General features: G+C 60.3%; 20 protein-coding genes. 10 read left to right on the forward strand and 10 right to left on the reverse strand.

Annotation, left to right across the window (positions count from 1 at the left end; genetic code table 11):
- Positions 1–365: 365 nt before the first annotated feature.
- From Q0106_RS07535 to Q0106_RS07555, 5 genes are all read right to left on the reverse strand, one after another.
- Positions 366–1,004: a carbonic anhydrase gene (locus Q0106_RS07535; protein WP_297611064.1), complete on the reverse strand. Its 639-nt coding sequence runs from the start codon at positions 1,002–1,004 to the stop codon at positions 366–368.
- Between the two features lie 81 nt (positions 1,005–1,085).
- Positions 1,086–1,511 carry a helix-turn-helix domain-containing protein gene (locus tag Q0106_RS07540; RefSeq protein WP_297611066.1) on the reverse strand — a complete coding sequence of 142 codons (426 nt, stop codon included), beginning with the start codon at positions 1,509–1,511 and terminating at the stop codon, positions 1,086–1,088.
- Positions 1,512–1,560: 49 nt separating this feature from the next.
- Complete coding sequence (locus Q0106_RS07545) at positions 1,561–1,797, reverse strand: hypothetical protein (RefSeq protein ID WP_297611068.1); 237 nt, start codon at positions 1,795–1,797, stop codon at positions 1,561–1,563.
- 123 nt (positions 1,798–1,920) lie between these two features.
- Positions 1,921–2,754: an ADP-ribosylglycohydrolase family protein gene (locus Q0106_RS07550; protein WP_297611070.1), complete on the reverse strand. Its 834-nt coding sequence runs from the start codon at positions 2,752–2,754 to the stop codon at positions 1,921–1,923.
- Between the two features lie 123 nt (positions 2,755–2,877).
- Complete coding sequence (locus Q0106_RS07555; protein WP_297611073.1) at positions 2,878–4,032, reverse strand: RNA-guided endonuclease TnpB family protein; 1,155 nt, start codon at positions 4,030–4,032, stop codon at positions 2,878–2,880.
- 127 nt (positions 4,033–4,159) lie between these two features.
- Between Q0106_RS07555 and tnpA the strand changes: the two genes are divergently transcribed.
- A complete protein-coding gene (gene tnpA / locus Q0106_RS07560; RefSeq protein WP_297611075.1) occupies positions 4,160–4,498 on the forward strand; it encodes an IS200/IS605 family transposase in 339 nt (112 codons plus the stop codon).
- Positions 4,499–4,702: 204 nt separating this feature from the next.
- Here the strand turns inward: tnpA and ansB are convergent, their stop codons facing one another.
- Complete coding sequence (gene ansB, locus Q0106_RS07565) at positions 4,703–5,743, reverse strand: L-asparaginase 2 (protein ID WP_297611077.1); 1,041 nt, start codon at positions 5,741–5,743, stop codon at positions 4,703–4,705.
- Positions 5,744–6,108: 365 nt separating this feature from the next.
- Here ansB and Q0106_RS07570 point away from each other — a divergent pair, with 365 nt between their 5' ends.
- From Q0106_RS07570 to Q0106_RS07605, 8 genes are all read left to right on the forward strand, one after another.
- Entirely contained in the window at positions 6,109–6,783 is a 675-nt protein-coding gene (locus tag Q0106_RS07570; RefSeq protein WP_297611080.1) for an NUDIX hydrolase, read from the forward strand.
- Positions 6,784–7,010: 227 nt separating this feature from the next.
- Positions 7,011–8,339, forward strand: a complete 1,329-nt coding sequence (gene argG, locus Q0106_RS07575) for an argininosuccinate synthase (protein WP_139688728.1) — start codon at positions 7,011–7,013, stop codon at positions 8,337–8,339.
- A gap of 273 nt (positions 8,340–8,612) precedes the next feature.
- Complete coding sequence (locus Q0106_RS07580; RefSeq protein ID WP_297611083.1) at positions 8,613–9,644, forward strand: cation diffusion facilitator family transporter; 1,032 nt, start codon at positions 8,613–8,615, stop codon at positions 9,642–9,644.
- Positions 9,645–9,734: 90 nt separating this feature from the next.
- Complete coding sequence (locus tag Q0106_RS07585; RefSeq protein ID WP_297611087.1) at positions 9,735–10,649, forward strand: alpha/beta hydrolase-fold protein; 915 nt, start codon at positions 9,735–9,737, stop codon at positions 10,647–10,649.
- Between the two features lie 210 nt (positions 10,650–10,859).
- Positions 10,860–12,512 (forward strand): CTP synthase, encoded by a 1,653-nt coding sequence (locus Q0106_RS07590; RefSeq protein ID WP_295488950.1) that lies wholly within the window; start codon positions 10,860–10,862, stop codon positions 12,510–12,512.
- Positions 12,513–12,627: 115 nt separating this feature from the next.
- Positions 12,628–13,482: a 3-deoxy-8-phosphooctulonate synthase gene (gene kdsA / locus Q0106_RS07595; RefSeq protein WP_152158853.1), complete on the forward strand. Its 855-nt coding sequence runs from the start codon at positions 12,628–12,630 to the stop codon at positions 13,480–13,482.
- 79 nt (positions 13,483–13,561) lie between these two features.
- Positions 13,562–14,851: a phosphopyruvate hydratase gene (gene eno, locus Q0106_RS07600; RefSeq protein WP_297611092.1), complete on the forward strand. Its 1,290-nt coding sequence runs from the start codon at positions 13,562–13,564 to the stop codon at positions 14,849–14,851.
- 125 nt (positions 14,852–14,976) lie between these two features.
- On the forward strand, positions 14,977–15,411 hold the full coding sequence (locus Q0106_RS07605; protein WP_152158851.1) for a septum formation initiator family protein: 435 nt from the start codon (positions 14,977–14,979) through the stop codon (positions 15,409–15,411).
- Positions 15,412–15,422: 11 nt separating this feature from the next.
- Here Q0106_RS07605 and Q0106_RS07610 read toward each other — a convergent pair whose 3' ends face one another.
- On the reverse strand, positions 15,423–16,322 hold the full coding sequence (locus Q0106_RS07610) for an Hsp33 family molecular chaperone HslO (protein ID WP_297611096.1): 900 nt from the start codon (positions 16,320–16,322) through the stop codon (positions 15,423–15,425).
- Between the two features lie 118 nt (positions 16,323–16,440).
- Here Q0106_RS07610 and Q0106_RS07615 point away from each other — a divergent pair, with 118 nt between their 5' ends.
- Positions 16,441–17,292 (forward strand): PHP domain-containing protein, encoded by an 852-nt coding sequence (locus Q0106_RS07615; protein ID WP_297611099.1) that lies wholly within the window; start codon positions 16,441–16,443, stop codon positions 17,290–17,292.
- 104 nt (positions 17,293–17,396) lie between these two features.
- Here the strand turns inward: Q0106_RS07615 and Q0106_RS07620 are convergent, their stop codons facing one another.
- The 3 genes from Q0106_RS07620 to Q0106_RS07630 form a co-directional block, all read right to left on the reverse strand.
- On the reverse strand, positions 17,397–18,920 hold the full coding sequence (locus Q0106_RS07620; protein WP_297611102.1) for a sodium:alanine symporter family protein: 1,524 nt from the start codon (positions 18,918–18,920) through the stop codon (positions 17,397–17,399).
- A 540-nt stretch (positions 18,921–19,460) separates the two neighbouring features.
- Positions 19,461–19,985 (reverse strand): putative toxin-antitoxin system toxin component, PIN family, encoded by a 525-nt coding sequence (locus Q0106_RS07625; protein WP_297611105.1) that lies wholly within the window; start codon positions 19,983–19,985, stop codon positions 19,461–19,463.
- Positions 19,986–20,116: 131 nt separating this feature from the next.
- Entirely contained in the window at positions 20,117–21,103 is a 987-nt protein-coding gene (locus Q0106_RS07630; RefSeq protein WP_297611107.1) for a malate dehydrogenase, read from the reverse strand.
- Between the last annotated feature and the right edge of the window lie 506 nt (positions 21,104–21,609).

Consider the following 21,609-nt stretch of genomic DNA (forward strand, 5'->3'; position numbering starts at 1 on the left):
CCGGTTTTCGCTTGATGCTTCTGCATGGAGATTCCTTCGGAAGGGATTGGGATTTCGGTCTGCCGCGGAATCTGTCTTTTGGGAGCCCAGGTATGAAAAAAGCCCGCCGGAAGGAGTTCCGCGGGCTTTTTCTCTGAAATGCTTGCTCGAACTTTCAGTTCATGCGCGCACGTGGGGAGAGCACCCGCTCTTTCGAGAGGCGCCACCACCAGTAACCCGTGAAGACGGGAAGCGTGTGCGTGAAGGTGTTCTGCATTTCAGCTGCCAAGGTGAGGATGTTTTCTCTATCGCTCCTCGTTCCTGAACGACGGAGCGTGAAAACATGATTGCTGATGAAGAAAGGTTTCGTCAATAGGGAAAATGAGTTAGACGGGAACGATCGGCTCGAAGTCTTCCCTTTCGGCGTTCCAGATGTTCATGGTCTTCGCCTTCATGTCGTAGTAGAGCGCATGAAGCGAGAGCGCGCCCGATTCCACTTTTTCGCGCAGCCACGCGTAGGAGAGGAGATTCTCGAGCGAAAGAAGCACCGCGCCTTCTTCCGTGCGGCGAGCGAGAAGCTCCGTTTCGCCCGAGGGCTCCTCGCGGCGGATTTCCTCGGCTACCGGATGAGCGAGCATCACCCAGCGCGAGATCCATTTTTCATCGGCGATTTTGTGGGGAAAAAGCGCCCCCTGAATGCCGCCGCAATTGGAGTGCCCCATGACGATGATGTGGTCGACGTCAAGGTGCTTCACGCCGTATTCAACCGCTGCGAGGACGGCATCGGGGTCTCCTGCATCCTGAGCGCCCGGTACGAGCGCCGCAATGCTTCGCACGACGAAAAGGTCGCCCGGGCGGCAGCCCATCAGAATTGCCGGGTCTGCTCTTGAGTCGCAGCAGGCGATGACGAGCGTTTTCGGGTTCTGTCCGTGCGCAAGACGGTCGAAGAACTCGTGTTCCTTGAGAAGATAGGATTCCTTGAAGTTGTGAAAGCCTTCGATTAATTCGTGAAAGTTGACGGACATGACGGCGTTCCTTGGTCCTCTCGGGCGTTTTCTGCTGCGTCCGGAATGATGGGAGAGGAATTATGGCGCCGCCGGAAGGCTTCAGGGCTTCCCGGGAAGCACGATGTCCGGAAGATGAAAGAGGCCGTCCTTCTGAACTTCCTCTTCCGGCTCGAGCCCTTCGAAGAGATCCGGAGCATCCTCCTGGGGATGGAACTTCCCTTCCCTGTAAAGGCGCGCCCAGTCGCGCACCGTATACGCCGGGACGCCCAGCAGGCTTGCGGTGCGCTTGTAGCCGCAGCCTTCGCGAAAGAGCTCAAGCGCCTGCTGCTTGATGTTGGGAAGATACGACGTCCGCTCATGCGGGAGTTCCTGCGGAACGTAGTCGGGCCAGGCCTCGTACTTGGGCTTTTCGGGCTGAGCGGGTTCCGGGGCAATTTCCGGGAAGAGGCCCGCCTCGAATTCGTCCCTCTGTTCCAGAGGACGATCGTCGGGAGAGGTCGGGCGATGAAGCTTGACTCTGGGCATGGCAAAGACCTCGAAGGAAGCGGATCAGAGACGGGAAGTCTCCCGGATCTCACCGCTCGAGAATTCTGACGTCGGAAATCTGGCTGAAGCGCCAGACGACGAAGCTCTTGGTCCTCAGGTCGTACCCGGCAATCGTCTCCTCGTCGGGCGAGATTTCCGCCACCTTGAGGGCGCACGGGCCGTTCGACGTCGTCATGCTGACGATCGTGCCCGGTTCGTCCCAGGCTTCAACGGAGGGGTGAAAGCGCATGGCTTCAAGGATGTCTTCAACGAGATCCGGGGTCATGTATTTGTTTTTCCTTTTTTTTGTGTGGTATTTCTTCGCCGCGTTCTGCCGGCGCTTTTCAATCGGTCGGAAGCGTCCGGCAGGTGAGAGTATGGCTGGAAAATCGCGAATTGGCGAATGTCGTCAGGAAAGAGACGGGAGCGGGAAGGCTTCTGCAAAGTCGAGCACGATGCGGCGGAGATCCTCCGGGAGCAGCGCGAGCGCCTTTTCGCGGATCGCCTGCGGGATTGGATAGCGGCCCGCAGCAATCGAACCCGCAATGGCGGCAATTGTGTCGCAGTCGCCTCCGAGCGCAACCGCCCGGCGGATGGTCTCCTCGTAGCTTCGGCTCTGAAGCGCGATTTCAAGCGCAAGCGGCACGGTGCCACGGCAGGAAAGATCCGTCGGGATGGGCGGCGTGAGGCTCTCGAGTTTCGGTAGAGGACCGAGGCTGCCGAAGCGCTTCTCCCATTCGCTTCGAATGTCGTTTTCGGCCTGATTCGCCCGGAAGGCGTTGATCGCCCAAACGGTAGCGGCCGCACCCATGAGACCTTCCGGGTGTCCGTGGGTTGGGAGCGTTGCTATGCGGGCGAGCTCAAGCGCTTCCGCGGGCGTCCGCGCCGCCCAGGCGCAGGGAGAAATCCGCATGGCGGCGCCGTTTCCGAAGCTCATGGGAGCGGGCGCGTCGTCGCTGAGCACCCAGCGCATGAAGCGCGCGCCGTAGCCGGCGCTTCCATGGTCGCCCGCAACCTTTCTGAGCGTCGGCGCAATAAGACTTTGGAAGCGCTCATGGTCAACCGAGCCATCGGGCGTGCGGGCATCGAGAAGCGCCTTTGCTACGGCGCAGGTGAGAACGGTGTCGTCCGTCGGGAATGCGCCCGGCGGAAAAATGACGAGCGCTTCGGGAGAGCCGCGGAAGTTTGCAAATTCGTAGCGGGATCCGAGGATATCGCCGGCAATAGCGCCGATTAGCGGCATGAGGAAGTTCTCCGGATAAGGAACGGGAGGAATGGGTGACTACTCCCCGTCCAATCCTGCGGATTGGGCGAGGCTTCTCGCTTCCTCGGTCACAACCCGGATGTCTCCGGGATTTACACGACCTCAGCGAGCATTAGGAGAGGACATTTCTCTCCGCAGGACGGGTAGCCCCTCCGCCCTCAATTTTCTAATGCCTTCTGCCCGAATGTTGGCTGCAGCGTTGACGTCGCGGTCATGGTGAGCGCCGCAGTACGGGCAAGTCCATTCGCGCGTCGCCAGATCAAGCTTCTCAAGCTTGAAGCCGCTGCAGGAGCACGTCTTTGAAGAGGGATAGAAAGTATCGATCTGCATGAAGTACTTTCCTTCCCGCTTCATTTTGTAGGCAATCATTCGTAAGAGCTCGCCCCAGGCGGCATCAGCTATTGACTCCGCCAGGCAGTGGTTCTTCAGCATGTTGATGATTCTCAAACTCTCCGCAGCCAGCGCTTGGCTTTCGTTCACGAGTCGCGAAGAGACCTTGTGAAGGTTGTCGTTGCGGGCATTAGCCACGCGCTTATGCGCGCGTGCGAGCCTGCGGCGCGCCTTCTCGCGCCGGCGGCTGCCCTTCTTTGTTCTTGAAAACTGCCGGCTTCTGCGGCGAAGCGCCTTGCGGGCGCGCTTCAGATGCCTCGGGTTGGGTTCCTTACGGCCGTTCGATACCGTAAGAAGATCCTTGATGCCGACATCAATGCCGATGACCTGATCCTCATAGATCTCCTTCAGAGGTTCCTTTTCAGCAAGACCATCCTCCCAGAGCACGGCGGCGTAATAGTCGCCGGCGGCATCGGCTTCAAGCGTGATGCTCTTCACCTTGCCGACCACCTCACGGTGGATCCGGGCCTTGATCGGCTCCATCTTCGGCACCCGCACGTAGTTGGGCCCGACGGAGACGTTGGTGCAGTGATAGCTCGACTGCGGACCTCTGCGGGACTTGTAGTGCGGATAGCCCGCTCTTCTCTCAAAGAAAGCACGGAAGGCCTTGTTGAGATTCCGCACCGTTTCCTGAAGCGCCATTGAATCGTATTCCCTGAGCCATGCGTATTTCTTCGACTTCTTGGCTCTGGCGATGAGCGGCTTGATCTCGTGGATGAGGTTGAGCGATACGCCCCTCGTGCGGTAGTAATGCTTTTTCAGAAAGAGTGCCATGTTCCAGCACTTGCGGACAGCACCCCACTGTGCCCAGAGGAAGGCCTCCTGAGCGGCAGTCGGATAGATGCGGAATTTCGCCGCACGGAGCATGTGGGAGTTAATAAGATTTATTAGTGGATCATAAAATGATCTTATATCAATAGTTAATGCGGAGTCAACGTTGAATTCAATGTTCCATTACTTCAAAATTTAGCGTCACGGCGAAACGAAACTGCATGTGCATTTCACGACGAAATACCGGCGCAAAGTGATGACGCCGAAGGTGCTGGAAAGCGTGCTTGTCTCACTCGGAATTACGGCCGAAGATTTAGGCTGCAGCCAACGGGAGGCGGATCACATACACCTGCTCGTGAGCTACCCTCCGAAGGTGAGCATCAGCGAGATGGTGAGCCGCTTTAAAACGCGTTCGTCTCGGAAGATTCGCGAAGAGTATCCAGGGATTCTTGAAGTCGGCAAAACAGGGCTATTTTGGTCGCGCAGCTACTTCGCTTGTTCAGTAGGCGGAGCTTCCCAGGAAATTCTTAAAAAGTACATTGAGAATCAGACAACCGATTAGCCGCCATTCCTCCCCGCCCCTTCCGGGGCGAGGGCTCCTGGCGGATTTTGCTGAAAGCCATTCTGATGCGGCGGGCGGCAGAAAACGACTTAAGGGAGAGAAGAAAAAGAAAAACCGGCCGTACGCGGAAATGCGGTACGGCCGGCTTCTATCCTCCATCTCCGGCCTCCTCATTGAGGAGGCCGTGAGGGTCGCTGCGACAAATTAATACTTGTCGAAGTACTTCTGGACTTCCTTCCAGTCGCCGGTCTTCGTGAGGCTCAGCTGCAGGAGCACGCGGGCCTTCTGGGGATTCAGCGACTGAGCGGCAACCCAGTGCATCTTCTGGTCGTCGACCTCGGCGTCCTTCGTGGCGGAGCCGGTCGGAACGCGGGAGGCGCGGACCACAACGATGCCGTCCTTGGCGGCCTGTTCGAGCACGGGCCAGATGTCCTTATGGACGTTGCCGTTGCCGACGCCAGCGGAGACGATGCCCTTATAGCCTGCCTTCACGAGCGCTTCGGCCTGATACTTCTCAACGCCGGCATGGTTGTAGACGATGCCGACCTTGGGGAGCGAATCAAGCTTCGTCACGTCGAACGGAGCCGGAAGCTGGGCGCGCAGGCCCACGGCTTCGTAGGTGACCTTGTCGTTGAAGATCCAGCCCACCTTGCCGAAGTTCATGGCCTGGAAGGTTTCGGGCTGCGTGGTGTTCGACTTATAGACGTCGCGGGCGCCGATGACGACGTTGTCCATCGCAACGACGACGCCCTGTTCGGCCGTCTTCGGCTCGGCAGCCGTGATCACAGCCTGATAGAGGTTCCTCGGGCCGTCAGCGGAGAGACCGGTCGACGGAAGCATGGCGCCCACGAGCACGACCGGCTTCTTGCAGCGGTTGGTGAGCTGCAGGAAATAGGCGGTCTCTTCCATCGTGTCGGTGCCGTGCGTGATGACGAAGCCGTCATACTTGCCGCAGTCAGAGGCGAGGGTCTTGGCGAGTTTGAGCCAGACTTCATCGGACATGTCCTGCGAGCCGATCTGCGCAACCTGCACCGGGGTCACATTGGCGACCTTGGCGAGCTGGGGAACAGCCGCCACGAGGTGGTTGACCGACACCTGACCGGCCTTGTAGGCCGAACCCGTGGCCGACTGGCCGGCGCCGGCGATCGTGCCGCCCGTGGCGAGCACGGCGATGTTCGGCAGAGCAAGCGCGGCGGAGGAAGCGGCAGCGAGCGTCAGGGCGAGCAACGAATGCTTAAAGTTCATGTGACAACACTCCTTTTTTGCGTTTAGCGGGTGGTATAGGCTCTGCAAGCCTCTTGATCGGGCTCAGTAGCCTGTCTGGTCTGCTTGAAGGCCTGTGCGGCAGGAAGACATTTCGTATGCCGGAGGGCTCTCCTGCAGATGGCTTCAGTGTATTCATGTGGGACCTGGCTGGAGGGTTTTATGTGCTCTTCTTGATTCAGATTTACCTTTCAGCTTGAGTTAAGGTTTCTACCGATGCGAAGGCATCCGTGCCTGTGGTTGCTGTCCAGTGGTTTATTTTCGAGGCACTCCCGCCGATGTCATCCTTCCGCAAAAATCGCCCCGTAGAATGAAGCGTTCTTCAATTTGAGAAATTTGCGAACAGCATGCAGGAAGAAGCGCTCTACTTTCATCCGGCGCGGGACGAAAACGGCGACCCGGTCCCCGTTTTTTCGCCGACTTCGGGTTCGGCCCCCGGGACGTGGCTCAACCCCGATGAGGCCGCCACGTGGTCCGTCACGCACCCGGGCATCCTCCCGGAGCGTCTCAACGGCATTCCCTTCACGCATGAGGAAATGGGCGAGGACGACTGGCGCGCGCTCATGAAGCGCTGCCGGAAATTTCCGGAGCCGCCCGAACCCGAGAGTCCCAAGCGCCGCACGAGCGGCCTCGTGATCATTGAGCCCGATCAACGCATCTGGCTCGCGCACCCGACCAATCAGTTCGGAGACGTCGAGGCCACCTTCCCGAAGGGGCGGCTCGAACCCGGGCTCTCCCTCGTCGTCAATGCCGTGAAGGAAGGCTGGGAGGAGAGCGGCATCGTGGCCGAGCCCCTCTCCTACCTCTGCGACATTGAGAGGACGAAGACGATCACGCGCTACTACCTCGCGAGGCGCGCTGCCGGGTCGCCGAAGGACGCGGGCTGGGAAAGCCAGGCCGTGAGCCTCGTCCCTCCGCACGAACTCCTTCACTTCCTCAACCGTCCGAACGACCGGAAGGTTCTGCCCTTTATCGCGCTCGCACTGAGGAGCCGCTCCGGACTTTCTCCCGCGGCGCAATGATCGCCGGCAAGCATCTGAATTTTTCGTGAATTCCGACCAATTGTCGACAAAAAACAGCCTATTACGCAAAGGAAATAAGGTGTTTTCCTTATACTCTTTGCGCACCTCCAAAAAAGCAATCCGAAGCGCGGTTTCAGCCTCAAAATCACGCGCTCAGCGCCGATAATGATGAACGGCCCGATATTTCCCCGGGCGTTACGAAAAGAATTTCTAACGGGTTTCTAGTCATGTCTCAAACGATTCTTCAAAGCGTTCCGGTTGGCGAGAAGGTGGGCATTGCCTTCTCGGGCGGTCTTGATACGAGCTGCGCTCTGCGCTGGATGAAGACCAAGGGTGCGCTTCCCTATGCCTATACGGCGAACCTCGCTCAGCCGGATGAAACGGACTATGAGGCCATTCCCCGCCGCGCCATGGAGTACGGCGCCGAGAAGGCCCGTCTCGTCGACTGCCGCGCTCAGCTCGTGAATGAAGGCATCGCCGCGATTCAGTCGGGCGCCTTCCACATTTCCACGGGCGGCCAGCTCTACTTCAACACCACGCCGCTCGGCCGCGCGGTCACGGGCACGATGCTCGTCGCCGCCATGCGCGAGGACGGCGTCAACATCTGGGGCGACGGCTCGACCTACAAGGGCAACGACATCGAGCGCTTCTACCGCTACGGCCTCCTTGCCAATCCGAATCTCAAGATCTACAAGCCCTGGCTTGACGTCACCTTCATCCGCGAACTCGGCGGCCGCGCTGAAATGTCCGCGTTCCTGCAGAAGGAAGGCTTCAGCTACCGCATGTCTGCCGAGAAGGCCTACTCGACCGACTCCAACATGCTCGGCGCCACGCACGAGGCGAAGGATCTCGAGCACCTCAATTCGAGCATGAAGATCGTCGAGCCGATCATGGGCGTTCCCTTCTGGCGCGAAGACTGCAAGATCGAGCCCGAAGTCGTGAAGGTTGCCTTCAAGGACGGCGTCCCGGTCGAAATCAACGGTCAGAAGTTCTCCGACCCGGTCGCGCTCATGATGGAAGCGAACCGCATCGGCGGCCGTCATGGTCTCGGCATGTCCGACCAGATCGAAAACCGCATCATTGAAGCGAAGAGCCGCGGCATCTACGAAGCCCCGGGCATGGCGCTTCTCTTCATCTGCTACGAACGCCTCGTCACCGGCATCCACAATGAGGACACGATCGAGCAGTACCGCACGAACGGCATCCGCCTCGGCCGCTACCTCTACCAGGGCCGCTGGTTCGACAGCCAGGCGATCATGCTGCGCGAAACCGCCATGCGCTGGGTGGCTTCGGCCATCACGGGCGAAGTGACGCTCGAACTCCGCCGCGGCAACGACTACACGATCCTCAACACCGTGAGCCCGAACCTCACCTACGAACCCTCGCGCCTCACGATGGAAAAGGGCGACTCGATGTTCACGGCCGAAGACCGCATCGGCCAGCTCACGATGCGCAACCTCGACATCGTCGACACCCGCGCGAAGCTCGGCATCTACTCGAAGGAAGGCCTCCTTTCGGGCAGCGACATGACGCCGCTCCTCGGCGGCAACAAGTAAGGCGATTCGCCACCGGAAGCGCTCGCCCGGATTTCAGGGAGAGAGCGCTTCTGAGAATCGTTCTTCTTTAAGAGAAACAAAGGGTTACATCATTCTGATGCAGCCCTTTTTTCTTGCCGGTAGAATCGAGACCTTGAAAGACCGCTTTGAAGCGAGAGGGGAAAAGCCCCGAACGCCTCAAAGCGGTTTTGCTCTATCGGGCGCAGATTTTTGGATTCATTCTCATTTTCGAGGCCCTTTGCTGCTTCTTTTTTCGCAGGAGTCATTTCAAAAATGACAGTCGAAAATCAAAAGGGCGCCCTTGCGGTCGCGCAGGTCCAGCCCCTCGAAAATCCCTCGGAATTCTTTACGCACGGCGAAGGCGACAGCCCCCGCACGCACGCTTCGGAAAAGACCCGCGGCTCCGTTCTCGGATTCGCCGTGCTCCTCACGCTCACCTTCTCCGCCGTTGAGCTGCTCGGCGGCTGGTTTGCGAACTCCCTCGCCCTGATCGGCGACGCCGGCCACATGCTCACCGACTCGATGAGCCTCTTCTTTGCGCTCATCGCCAACCGCATTGCGATGAAGGGCGCCGACAAGGTTCACAGCTTCGGCCACGGGCGCGTCGAGGTGATTGCCGCCTTCGTGAACGGCCTCATCATGCTCGGCGTCGTCCTCTGGCTTTTCCTTGAAGCCTTCGAGCGCATCCGCGAGCCGGCGGCCGTTTCGGGCTTCAACGTGATGGCGATTGCACTCACGGGCCTCATCATCAACGTGGGCGTTGCCTGGTCGCTCTCGCGCGACAGGAAGAACGTCAACACCCGTGCGGCGCTCCTTCACGTGATGGGGGACCTCATGGGGTCGGTCGCCGCCATTATTGCGGGCGCCGTAATCTGGCTTGGCGGTCCGGCGATCGTCGACCCGCTTCTTTCCATGTTCGTGGGTGCGCTCCTTCTGCACGCCACCTGGACGATTCTGCGCGACTCCATCCGGATTCTGCTCGACAGCACGCCTGAGAATACGGACTACGACGCCGTCGGCGAATACATCCGCTCAGTGAAGGATGTGGAGGAAGTGCACGATCTCCATGTCTGGACGATTTCCCCGGGGCACGATGCCGTGCAGTGCCATGTGCTCATTACCTCCTACGAGTGCTGGCCGAGGATCCTCCATGAGATCCGAGAGGGCATCAAGGGGCGCTTCGGCATTGATCACGTGACGGTGCAGCCCGAATGGGCCTGCATGACGCCCTGGTGGGTTTGCCCGAAGAACGCCTCATGCGAGGATTCGCAGACTAAAAAGTGTTCCTGCAGCAAGACCGCGTGACGGGGTTATTCCTAGTGGGCATCCGGGGAAGAGGCAAGTGAGGAGAGAGCATAATTTTCAGGTTCTACAAAGATTAAAGCTCCTCTCCTCATGCTCCGACAGATTCTCCTCACCCTTGCGCTTGCAGCGTCGGGACTCTTCCCTGCCGCTCTGAGCGCGGCTCCCGGAGATCTCTCCGTGCTTTCGTCGCCCACTTCGCAGCCGATGATTCTGGGCGAAAAGCACCGCTTTCATTCGGGGCTTCTCAATGAGGAACGCGAATACTGGCTGCGAATTCCGCCTTCCTATGCGCAGAGAACGCTTCCGCAGGAAGTCACGGTCTTCGTCGTGCTGGATGCGGAAAAATACTTCCCCTTCGCGGCAGCCTCAGCCGCCTGGCTTGAGGACCCGCGCGTCTCCGGGCTCGGTCCCTGCGTCGTGGTGGGGGTTGTGAGCGGGAATCCGCTCGAGGACTTCACGCCCACCCCGTCGAACGCCGATGAGGAGGGAAACGTCAATGAAAAAATGAAGCCCCGGGGCGGCGGCGCGGAGGGGTTCTACCACTTTCTCACGACGGAACTGCAGAACGCCATCGAACTCAACCTTCCGCAGCAGCTCAAGGTGAGGCGCCGCATCATCGCGGGCGAAGGCTTGGGTGGCCTCTTCGTTCTCCATGCGCTTCTGCACCACCCGGAGAGCTTTGACGGCTACGCGGTGCTCGACCCCGCCCTCTGGTGGGACAAGGGGGCGCTTCTGCGCCGGGCTCTGAAGGCCGGCGCCCGCACGGCGAAGGACCCGAAGCCCGCTTTCTACGGCACCTTCATCATGGATGACGGCACGCAGTTCGAGCGCACGAATGAAAGCGCATTCCGCAATGAGGCAGTGCCGCTTCTTCAAAAGCAGGGCATCCGCACGGAGATCGTCACCTACGCAGGCATCACGGACGAGAGCATTGCGCCCAAAGTCCTCTACGACGCCCTGAAGGCGCTCTATCCGGCTGAGAACCCGCCGGTCCCGGCTCCCTGAAGTCTTTAAGCGTTTCCGACGCTGTGCAATCTAGGTGCTTTTCCTTAGAATTAAGGCAAAGGCGCTTCATGAGGCGGCATCGGGCCTTTCCCATCACAGGAGCGGCATTCGCGGGTCGCGTTCGCGCTAAGCAAAATGTCCCGTTCGGTTTGCCTCTCCCGCTTATAATCCCGGATTCATCAGTTTCCGTCTTTCCTCTCGGTTGGAACCATGACCAAGTACGTATTTGTCACCGGCGGCGTTGTGTCCTCTCTCGGCAAGGGCATCGCCGCCGCTTCGCTTGCGGCAATCCTCGAATCCCGTGGCCTCAAGGTCACGATGATCAAGCTCGATCCCTACATCAATGTGGACCCGGGCACGATGTCTCCTTTCCAGCACGGCGAGGTGTTCGTGACGGAAGACGGCGCGGAGACCGACCTTGACCTCGGCCACTACGAGCGCTTCATCTCGACGAAGATGCATAAGCCCAACAACTTCACGTCGGGCCAGATCTACGAGAGCGTGCTGCGCAAGGAACGCCGCGGCGAGTATCTCGGCAAGACCGTTCAGGTGATTCCGCACATCACGAACGAAATTCAGGAATTCATTGCCCGCGGCGCGGCGTCCACCTGGGACGGCAAGCCCGATGTGTGCGTCGTCGAAATCGGCGGCACGGTGGGCGACATCGAGTCGCTCCCCTTCGTGGAAGCTGTCCGCCAGATGTCCTTCCGCGTCGGCCGCAACAACACCTGCTTCATTCACCTCACGCTCTGCCCGTGGATTGCGTCGGCCGGCGAACTGAAGACGAAGCCCACGCAGCACTCCGTGCAGAAGCTCCGCGAGGAAGGCGTCTACCCCGACATCCTCCTCTGCCGCGCCGAACGCATGGTTCCGGAAGGCGAGCGCGCGAAGATTTCGCTCTTTGCGAACGTTCCGATGGACTGCGTGATCAGCGTTGCTGACGCCTCGACCATCTACGAAGTGCCCCTCATGCTCCATGCGCAGCACCTCGATGAACTCGTCTGCAAGAAGCTCGGCCTTGAAACCAAGCCCGCCGACCTCTCCGCCTGGCAGAACATCGTCGAGCGCCTCAAGAACCCGAAGCACGAAGTGACGATCGGCATGGTGGGCAAGTACGTCGACTACGCCGACAGCTACAAGTCCCTCAACGAAGCGCTCATCCACGCCGGCATCCACACGGATACCCGCGTGAAGACCCGCCTCATCGACTCGACCAAGATCGAGGAAGAAGGCACCGACCTTCTGAAGGGCCTCGACGGCATCCTCGTTCCGGGCGGCTTCGGCAAGCGCGGCACGGAAGGCATGATCAAGGCGATTGAATACGCCCGCGTCAACAACATTCCCTTCCTCGGCATCTGCCTCGGCATGCAGTGCGCGGTGATTGAATTCGCCCGTCACGTCTGCGGCTTGGGCGGCGCCAATTCGACCGAGCTCGATCCCAACACGCCGCACCCCGTCGTTGCGCTTCTTACCGAATGGAAGGACCGCTCGGGCCAGGTGCAGCGCCGCGACGAGTCCTCGGACCTCGGCGGCACGATGCGCCTCGGCCGTCAGGAAGTTCCGGTTGCCGACGGCACCCTCGGCCACAAGATTTACGGCGACGTCGTTGCCGAACGCCATCGTCACCGCTACGAAGTGAACAACTCCTACGTTGCTCAGTTCGAGGAAAAGGGCATGGTGATCTCCGCCAAGACCCCGGGCGAACATCTCCCGGAAATGATGGAGCTCCCGAATCATCCCTTCTTCTTCGCCGTGCAGTTCCATCCGGAATTCACGTCGAATCCCCGCTTCGGCCATCCGCTCTTCAAGGCCTACATTGAAGCTGCGGTGAAGCATGCCGAAGAAGCGAAGGCCGGCAAGTAAAGGCCTCCCGCAATCAGTACTCTGAAGCGAAGGCGGCCTTTGTCCTCAAGGATGAAGCGCCGCCTTTCACTTCTTCCGGGCGCGAAGTCCCGGATCCCTTTTCTGGAGATTCATCTTGCAGCTCTGTGGTTTTGAGGTCGGCAACCGCCGTCCGTTCTTTCTGATTGCCGGCCCCTGCGTCATCGAGGGCGAACAGATGGCGATCGACATCGCCTGCCGGATGAAGGAAATCACCGGCAGCCTCGGCATCCCGTACATCTTCAAGGCAAGCTACGACAAGGCGAACCGCACGTCCGGGAAGAGCTACCGCGGCCTCGGCATGGAAAAGGGTCTTGAGATTCTGAAGAAGGTCCGCGAGGTCGCGGGCGTTCCCGTTCTCACGGACGTTCACACCGAAGCCGAGGTTCCGGCGGTTGCCGCCGCCGTGGACGTCCTTCAGACGCCCGCCTTCCTCTGCCGCCAGACCGACTTCATCGTCGCCTGCGCGCAGTCGGGAAAGCCCGTCAACATCAAGAAGGGCCAGTTCCTCGCTCCGGGCGACATGGTGAACGTGATCGAGAAGGCGCGCGCGGCTGCGGTCGATGCGGGGCTTGACCCCGACCGCTTCATGTGCTGCGAGAGGGGCGCGAGCTTCGGCTACGGGAACCTCGTTTCCGACATGAGGGGGCTCGCCATCATGCGCGCGACCCATGCTCCCGTCGTCATGGACGCCACGCACTCCGTGCAGCTTCCCGGCGGCAACGGCACTTCCTCGGGCGGTCAGCGCCAGTTTGTTCCGGTGCTTGCGCGCGCGGCCTGCGCGGTGGGCGTTGCGGGCTTCTTCATGGAAACGCACCCCAATCCCGCAAAGGCGCTTTCGGACGGCCCGAACCTCGTGCCGCTCGACCGCATGAAGGAGCTTCTTTCCGAACTCGTCGAGATAGACCGCATCGTGAAGGCGCGTCCCTATCTTGAAGAAAACTTCGCCTGATCTTTCCCCATTTTTCTTCTCCTGCGGGCAATCAATGCGTTGAGCTCCCCCGCAGGGCTTTTCTCTGAGAGGTAAATCAATGAGCGCCATTATCGATGTGATCGGCCGTGAGGTTCTTGACAGCCGCGGCAATCCGACGGTTGAAGCCGAAGTCTGGCTTGAAAGCGGCTGCATCGCCACCGCTGCCGTGCCTTCGGGCGCCTCGACGGGCGTTCGCGAAGCGATTGAGCTGCGCGACGGCGATCCTGCCCGCTATTCGGGCAAGGGCGTCACCAAGGCTGTGGGCAACGTTTCGGGCGAAATCGCCGATGCGGTGATCGGTCTTGAAGCTTCCGACCAGGAATTCATCGACCGCCTGATGATTGACCTTGACGGCACGGAAAACAAGAGCCGTCTCGGCGCCAACGCCATCCTCGCCGTCTCCATGGCCGTCGCCCGCGCGGCTGCTCAGGAAACGGGCCTGCCGCTCTACCGCTATTTCGGCGGCACGGGCGCCGTGACGCTCCCCGTCCCGATGATGAACGTGATCAACGGCGGCGCGCACGCGAACAACAACCTCGACCTGCAGGAATTCATGATCGTTCCGGTGGGCGCCTCGAGCTTCCGCGAAGCGCTTCGCTGCGGCGCGGAAACCTTCCATGCCCTCAAAAAGCTCGTCAACGGCCGCGGCCTCTCGACCGCCGTCGGCGACGAGGGCGGCTTCGCCCCCACGATCGGCTCGCACGAGGAAGCGCTCGACCTGATTCTCGACGCGATCGGCGCCGCCGGCTACGAACCGGGCCGCGACGTCTGCCTCGCGCTCGACTGCGCCTCGTCGGAATTCTTCGACGACGGCCGCTATGTGATGAAGAAGTCCTCGGGCGACGCTTTGACGGCCGACGACTGGATCGGCGTCCTCGCTGACTGGTGCGGCCGCTATCCGATCATCTCGATCGAAGACGGCATGGCCGAAGGCGACTGGGAAGGTTGGGCGAAGCTCACCGCCGCGCTCGGCAATCAGGTTCAGCTCGTGGGCGACGACCTCTTCGTCACGAACCCGAAGATTCTGCGCGAAGGCATCGACCGCGGCATCGCCAACTCGATTCTCATCAAGGTGAATCAGATCGGCACGCTCTCGGAAACCTTCGAAGCCGTCAACATGGCGAAGTCCGCCGCCTATACGGCCGTCATCTCGCACCGCTCGGGCGAAACGGAAGACAGCACCATCGCCGACATCGCCGTGGGCCTCAATGCCGGCCAGATCAAGACGGGCTCGATGAGCCGCTCCGACCGCATGGCGAAGTACAACCAGCTCCTTCGCATTGAGGAGCATCTCGAAGGCGTCGCCTGCTATCCGGGCCGCCGTGCTTTCCACCAGCTTCGCGGCTAAGTTGCTAAGCTAGCGGACACGCTGACGACAAAAAAAGCGGGCGTCCTGCAGAAATGACCCTCAGGGCTTTTCTGCGGCGCCCGTTTTCTATTCCCTCTCTGTCGGATCCTCACGTTTTTTTACCGATGGTTCGCTTCTTCATCTTCATTCTCTTTTTCGGTCTCTGCTTTGCCCAGTACCAGATCTGGGCGGGGAAGGCGAGCTGGGACCATATTGAGGAAATGCGCGAGAGCCTGCGACAGCAGCAGGCCCTGAACGAGGAGCTGCGGAGAAGCAACGAGGCGCTCGCGGCCGAATACGCCTCTCTCGTCTCCAATCAGGACGCGATTGAGGAGCACGCGAGAAACGACCTCAACATGATCCGGCCCAATGAGGTGCTCTTCCGGATCGAAACGACTGAAGAAGCGCAGAAGAAGACGAACGCCATCGAGTCGATGCCAAATGTCGATGCGCCCGATATAAAAGCGGGCTCAAAGCCTACCTTTGAGCCCAAGAAGTCGGATCTCTATCACGCGCCGAAGAACCTGCGGGCGCCGAGGGCCCGCGACCGGCGCGATTAATCCATTCTGCTTCAGGCCTCGTGCGGGCCTGAGGCGTTTGCAAAGAGCGCCTTCACGTCGACGGCGTCGTAGTGCTTTTTGCTTCCGCAGAAGCGGCAGCTGATGTCGATGCCGCCGGTTTCCTCCACGATCGCCATGGCTTCCTTTTCGCCGAGCGAACGCACGATGCCGTCAAAGCGCTCGGGCGAGCACGTGCAGGCGAATTTCGGCGTGGTCTCGAAGGTGACGAGCGGCGACTCTTCCCAGAAGAGGCGGCGGTTGATGTCTTCCGGAGCGAGCGTGAGGAGTTCTTCGCTCTTTACCGTGTCGGCGAACATCTTCACGCGGTTCCAGCCTTCGGGGTCGAAGTCCTTGGGGAGCTTTCCGCCTTCGCCCGGGAGCTTCTGAAGGAAGAGGCCGCCCGCAGCATGCTCGTCGGCGGCGAGCGCAAGCTTCGTTTCCACCTGTTCGGAGCGGTCGAAGTAGTTTTCAAGCGCCTCGGCGAAGGTCTTCCCCTCGAGCGGCACGATGCCCTGATAGGGCGCTTCCTCTGCCGGCCGGTTGGCGCGGTCGAGGATGAAGGCGCAGCGGCCCTTGCCCGTCTGGTTTACGAGGGTCGTCAAATCGGCGTTGGGGTCGATTTCGCCCGCGTCCCCGCGCATCTGAATCATCACGCGGAAGGTGAAGCCCTGGCGGACCTCGGCGAGCGCTCGGCGGATGGGGCCGTCGCCCTCGATCTGAAGCGCAACCGTGCCCTCAAACTGAAGGGCGCCGGCAGAAAGGAGCGCCGCGGCGGCGAGCTCCCCGGCAAAGCGCCTTGCGGCGAGGGGCAGATTCTGATGTTCAACGGCGCGTGCGAGCTCGTCGCCGAGGGTTACCGTTTCACCGCGCACGTTGGCGCGTTCGAAAAGAAGCTTCTGAAGAGCGTCCATTTGAAGTTAAATATCCTAAAAAAGTTTCCTGATGGCCGCGATTCTAGCGGGATCGCCGTCAAAGTAGACTTGAAGAAGCAATACTCTCTTGCGTTTTTCTGCGAGCGGATACAAAACGATGTCAGTAGATCTCCATATGCATTCCAACGCTTCGGACGGGCAGCTCCCTCCGGAAGCCCTGCCGGAGCTCTGCGCTCAGAACGGCGTGAAGCTCATGAGCCTCACCGACCATGACACCATGGCGGGAACAAAGGCTGCGGAGGCTGCGGCGAAGCGCCTCGGAATCGCGTTCATTCCCGGCATTGAATTCTCCACCCTCTGGGGCGGAACGGGCATTCACGTGGTGGGGCTCGGTCTCGATCCGGATAGTCCCGGGATTGCCGGATTCGTCGCGGGCACTCAGATGAAGCGCGTTGAGCGCGGCCGCGCCATGGACGAAAACTTCGCGCGCGTCGGGATTCACGGCGCGCTCGAGGGGGCGCTCCACTATGCGGAGAATTCGACCTCGCTCTCGCGCACGCATTTCGCGCTCTGGCTTCTTGAAAAAGGCCACGTGAAGAACTACCAGGAAGCCTTCGACAAGTACCTCAAGCCCGGGCGCCCGGGCTACGCGCGGGTGGAGTGGCCGGCCACCGTCGACGCGGTGCGCTTCATCCGCGAGGAAGGCGGCGTCGCGGTGCTCGCGCACCCCGGCCGCTATGAATTCTCGGCCGACTGGATGAGCGACCAGCTCCTTGAGGACTTCAAGGCGGCGGGCGGCGAGGCGATTGAGGTCACATCAGGCTCGCAGTCGAGAGCGACCGACATCATCTTTGCGCAGAAGGCGCGAGACATGGGGTTCCTCGCGAGCACGGGGTCGGACTGGCATTCTCCAAGGTCCGCACGCCCCTCTCCCGGCATGCAGCCCGCGCTCCCGAAGGACCTCACGCCCGTCTGGGTGAAGTTCGGCTACCCGCGCGATATGGATTAATCCCGCATTGAGCCGCATTCGGTTTTTCCTTTTTCCCAAAAGAGAAGGGCCGCATTCTTGGGAATGCGGCCCTTCCTTTAAGTGGTTCTCAGCAGAATCTCTGATCAGAAGCGGTCGAGGCCTTCTTCCTTCAGCTGATCCATTTCGTCGAGATTCACATGACGGTTTCTGCGGCGAAGGCGGAAGCGGCGGCGTTCGCCTTCGTTCTCGGGCGCGAGGTCGATCGGCTCGCCGCGCGAGGGCGAGAGGGCGCCGTATTCAGGCGTTTCGCCGACGAGGAACTTCCCTTCGTAGTCCTTAAGCACCTTGGTGACGAGGCCCGAGAGTGCAAGGAGCGCGATCACGTTCGGGATCACCATGATGCCGTTGAAGAAGTCGGCAAGCTCCCAGACGAGGCCCACATGGAGGAAGGAGCCGAGCATGAGGAAGCAGAGGACGAGCACGCGGTAGCTCGGCACCCAGCGAAGACCGAGGAGGTACTTGACGTTCTGTTCGCCGAAGAAGTACCAGCCGACGATCGTCGTGAAGGCGAAGAAGAAGAGGCAGACCGCAACGAAGCCCGGACCGATCGCGCCGAGGCCGTCCGTGAAGGCCTTCTGCGTGAGGGCGATGCCCGTCGTCGAACCGTCGATCGAGCCCGTGACGAGAATGACGAGCGCGGTCATGTTGAGGACGATGAAGGTGTCGAAGAAGAGGCCGACGTAGGCGACGAGGCCCTGCTGGCAGGGGTGCTGCACGCGGGCAAGCGCATGCGCATGCGGGGTCGAACCCATGCCGGCTTCGTTCGAGAAGAGGCCGCGGGCAACGCCGTAGCGGATCGCTTCCTTCAGGCTCGCGCCGATGATGCCGCCCGTCGCGGCGGTCGGGTCAAAGGCGCCCACGAAGATCGCCTTGAAGGCCGGGATGATCATTTCCCAGTTGGCGAAGATGATGGTGAGCGAGCCCACGATGTAGACGACCGCCATCAGGGGAACCATCTTTTCGGCGAAGCTCGCAATGCGGCGCACGCCGCCGATGAAGATGAAGCCCGCGATCGCGAAGACGAAGATGCCCGTCGCCCACTGCGGCACCGAGAAGGCCGTGTAGACGCTGTCGGCGATGGAATTGGCCTGCACCATGTTGCCGATGAAGCCGAGCGCGATGATGATCGAGACGGCGAAGAAGGCGGCAAGAGGCTTGTTGTTGAGGCCGCGGCTGATGTAGAAGGCCGGGCCGCCCATGATCTGGCCGTGAGCATCGCGGGCGCGGAAGACCTGCGCGAGCACGGCTTCGGCGAAGATCGTCGCCATGCCGAAGAAGGCGGCAAGCCACATCCAGAAGATGGCGCCCGGGCCGCCCATGGCGATCGCAGTGGCGACGCCGGCGAGGTTGCCGGTACCCACCTGAGCGGAAATCGCCGTGGCAAGCGACTGGAAGGACGACATGCCGTCCTTGCCGGCTTTGGAGCCGAAAAGCGAGAAGCCGCCGAAGACCTGGCGGAAGGCGTCGCCGAAGCGGCGGACCTGGATGAACCGCAGTTTAATGGTGAGATAAATGCCCGTGCCCACAAGCAGCGGTATCAGGCAGTACATGCCCCAGAGCAGACTGTTGACGCTCTGGACAAGGGTAGTCAGGTTGTCCATTTGCATTTGAAAGATAACTCCTCAGAAACGCGGGCTCTGCCCCTCAAAAAAATGAACGGCTCCGGTGAGGTTTCGGTCCGTTCCGGCAGGCTTGCTTTTTGTTATTGATGGATGAATCACGGCAGTTCGATTCACACCTTGGAAAGCTGTACTAAAAAATCACAGCTGATGTGCGATGCCGGAACACAATTCTATGAGGAGCGATTGCAACAAGTCTTTTCTGCTAATCCCGTGAATAGGGTAGGATGGTCTATATAGATTTATGAAATATATGGAAATTTTATAATCACTGTTTACAGTGGAAAATGTCTGAAAAAGCGGTTTTTTGATAACCCCGGAATGAGCTAGGTGAAATCCCCAGTTGAGCGGTCTAAGATAATCGGCTCTTCAGAACGCTTTTCAAAGGACTTTTGCGCGCTATGGCTCCACGCATCATCCGCTTTCTTATCTGGGTCGCGCTCATTGCATGCGGTTTCTGGATTCTCAACGCCGTCGTGAGCATGATCTGGTACGTATTCCGGTAACTGACCGGTACGAGAGTCCGGGCTACGGCGCGCCGAAGAGGTCCGGAAGAATCTCCGGGAGGCTTTCCGGAGAGGCCGGTTCAATGCCGGCGCGCCTCAGCTTCTTTGCCGCCTTGAAGAGAAGCCTGTCGCGGGTGACGAGCGCCCGGGCTTTCGACGCTTGCGCGAGCGTCAGAAATTTCTGATCCTCGGGGTCGCGGCAGCGCACGCAGATCCCTCCCGCCGCGCTCTCAAGGAGCTCGGGCGACGCAAAGTCGGAGAATTGAGCCGTGTGCCGCAGGATCGCCTCCACTTCCTCTTCTGAGAGGCCGAACTGCGGGCGGGAGAGTACGCCCGCGAGCTCGAGGAAGGCGTCCCGTGAGGCTGCGAGACGAATCTTGCCCGCTTCAATAGCCGTCTTAAGCGGCATTGCCTTCCCGTCCTTCCAGAAGAAGCACTCCATCACGATGTGCGTATCGAGCACGATGTGGGGCGTCCGGAAGCCTTCCACGGGAATTGTTCGGGAAGCGAGTTCGGCTGCGGCGGCGTGAAGACAGGGAGAAATCATGGGAAGACCCGGAAATGAAAAACGGGACAGAGCGGACTTTTAGGTCCGGTGGTCTGTCCCGGTGACGCGCGTTTTCGCTTTTTCAGAAGCGCGCTCTCTGATGGAGCGCGCTTGGCCGCGGAAGGCGCGGATTATTTGGCGAGGAGCTTCGCCACGTGGTCGCGTTCGCTCTCGAGCTCGGCGATCGACTTCTGCATGCGCGCGCGGATGAAGTCGGAGAGCTCAAGACCCTTCACGATTTCATACTTGCCGTTCTTCGTGACGCAGGGGAAGCCGAAGACGAGGCCTTCGGGGACGCCGTAGGAGCCGTCGGACGGCACGCCCATCGTCACCCAGCGCTCGCCCGAGCCCAGCACCCAGTCGCGGATGTGGTCGATCGCGGCAGAGGCGGCGGAAGCTGCGGAGCTCGCGCCGCGGGCTTCAATGATGGCCGAACCGCGCTTCGCGACGGTCGGAATGAGCGTTTCCTCATACCAGGCGCGGTCGATCCCTTCGAGGGCGGGACGGCCGCAGATTTCGGCATGCTCGAGGTCCGGCACCATCGCCGGGGAGTGGTTGCCCCAGACGGCGGGATGCACGATGTCGTTGACGGTCTTCCCGGACTTGGCGGCGATCTGAGCCATCAGACGGTTCTGGTCGAGGCGCAGCATCGAGGTGAAGTTTTCTGCCGGCAGCGACGGCGCGCTCTTCATGGCGATCCAGGCATTGGTGTTGCAGGGGTTGCCGACCACGAGCACCTTGACGTCGCGGCTCGCGGATTCGTTGAGGGCGCGGCCCTGTTCAACGAAGATCGCGGCATTGGCGTCGAGAAGATCCGCGCGTTCCATGCCCTTCGAGCGCGGACGGGCGCCGACGAGGAGCGCGACATCCGCGTCGCGGAAGGCGGTCTTCGGGTCGCTCGAATTGACGACGCCGGCGAGAAGCGGGAAGGCGCAGTCGTCAAGCTCCATCATGACGCCCTTCACGGCCTTCTGGCTGTCGGGATTGTTGCGTTCGAGAAGCTGCAGGATGACGGGCTGGTCAGCGCCGAACATCGCTCCGGAAGCAATGCGGAAAAGGAGGGAGTAGCCGATGTTGCCGGCAGGACCGGTTACAGCAACGCGAATAGGAGTCTTCATTTCAGTTCTCTCTTTTATTAAATGTCCGTCGTCGGGACTTTTGAGTCGCCGCGAAAAAATTTGGCGAGAAGTCTAGCAAAGCACGCGCGTGAAGAAGCAATGAATCGCAAAAGGAAGGCGCCCGAAAGCGGCCTTCTTATGCGCTTCATAGGGATAAGGCTCTCGGATTTGCATTTTTTCGAGAGACGGCGCCTCTCCTCAAACACAATATGTTGCGGAAAAGTGCTTCAGCTACCCCGATTGGTCGATGCCGAACAAACCGAAGGTTTGCTAGTCTTCTCTACATCCGGGATCGGGGACTACGGGCGCGCTTTCCGCGCGGCCCCCGCATCTCTCGATCCTTTCCCAATGATTTGGAGATTCAATAAAAATGGAAAAGAATGTCTTTCTGCGTCTTGCCGAAGAGCGCTACACCACGAAGCACTACAACGGGAAGATGATTCCGCGCGAGCCAGGGCTGACGCACATTAATTTCTAATTTCAGCTGGAATCTTTTGATTTTCAGC

The sequence above is a fragment of the uncultured Sutterella sp. genome, assembly GCF_937923675.1.
Classification (GTDB): domain Bacteria; phylum Pseudomonadota; class Gammaproteobacteria; order Burkholderiales; family Burkholderiaceae_F; genus Sutterella.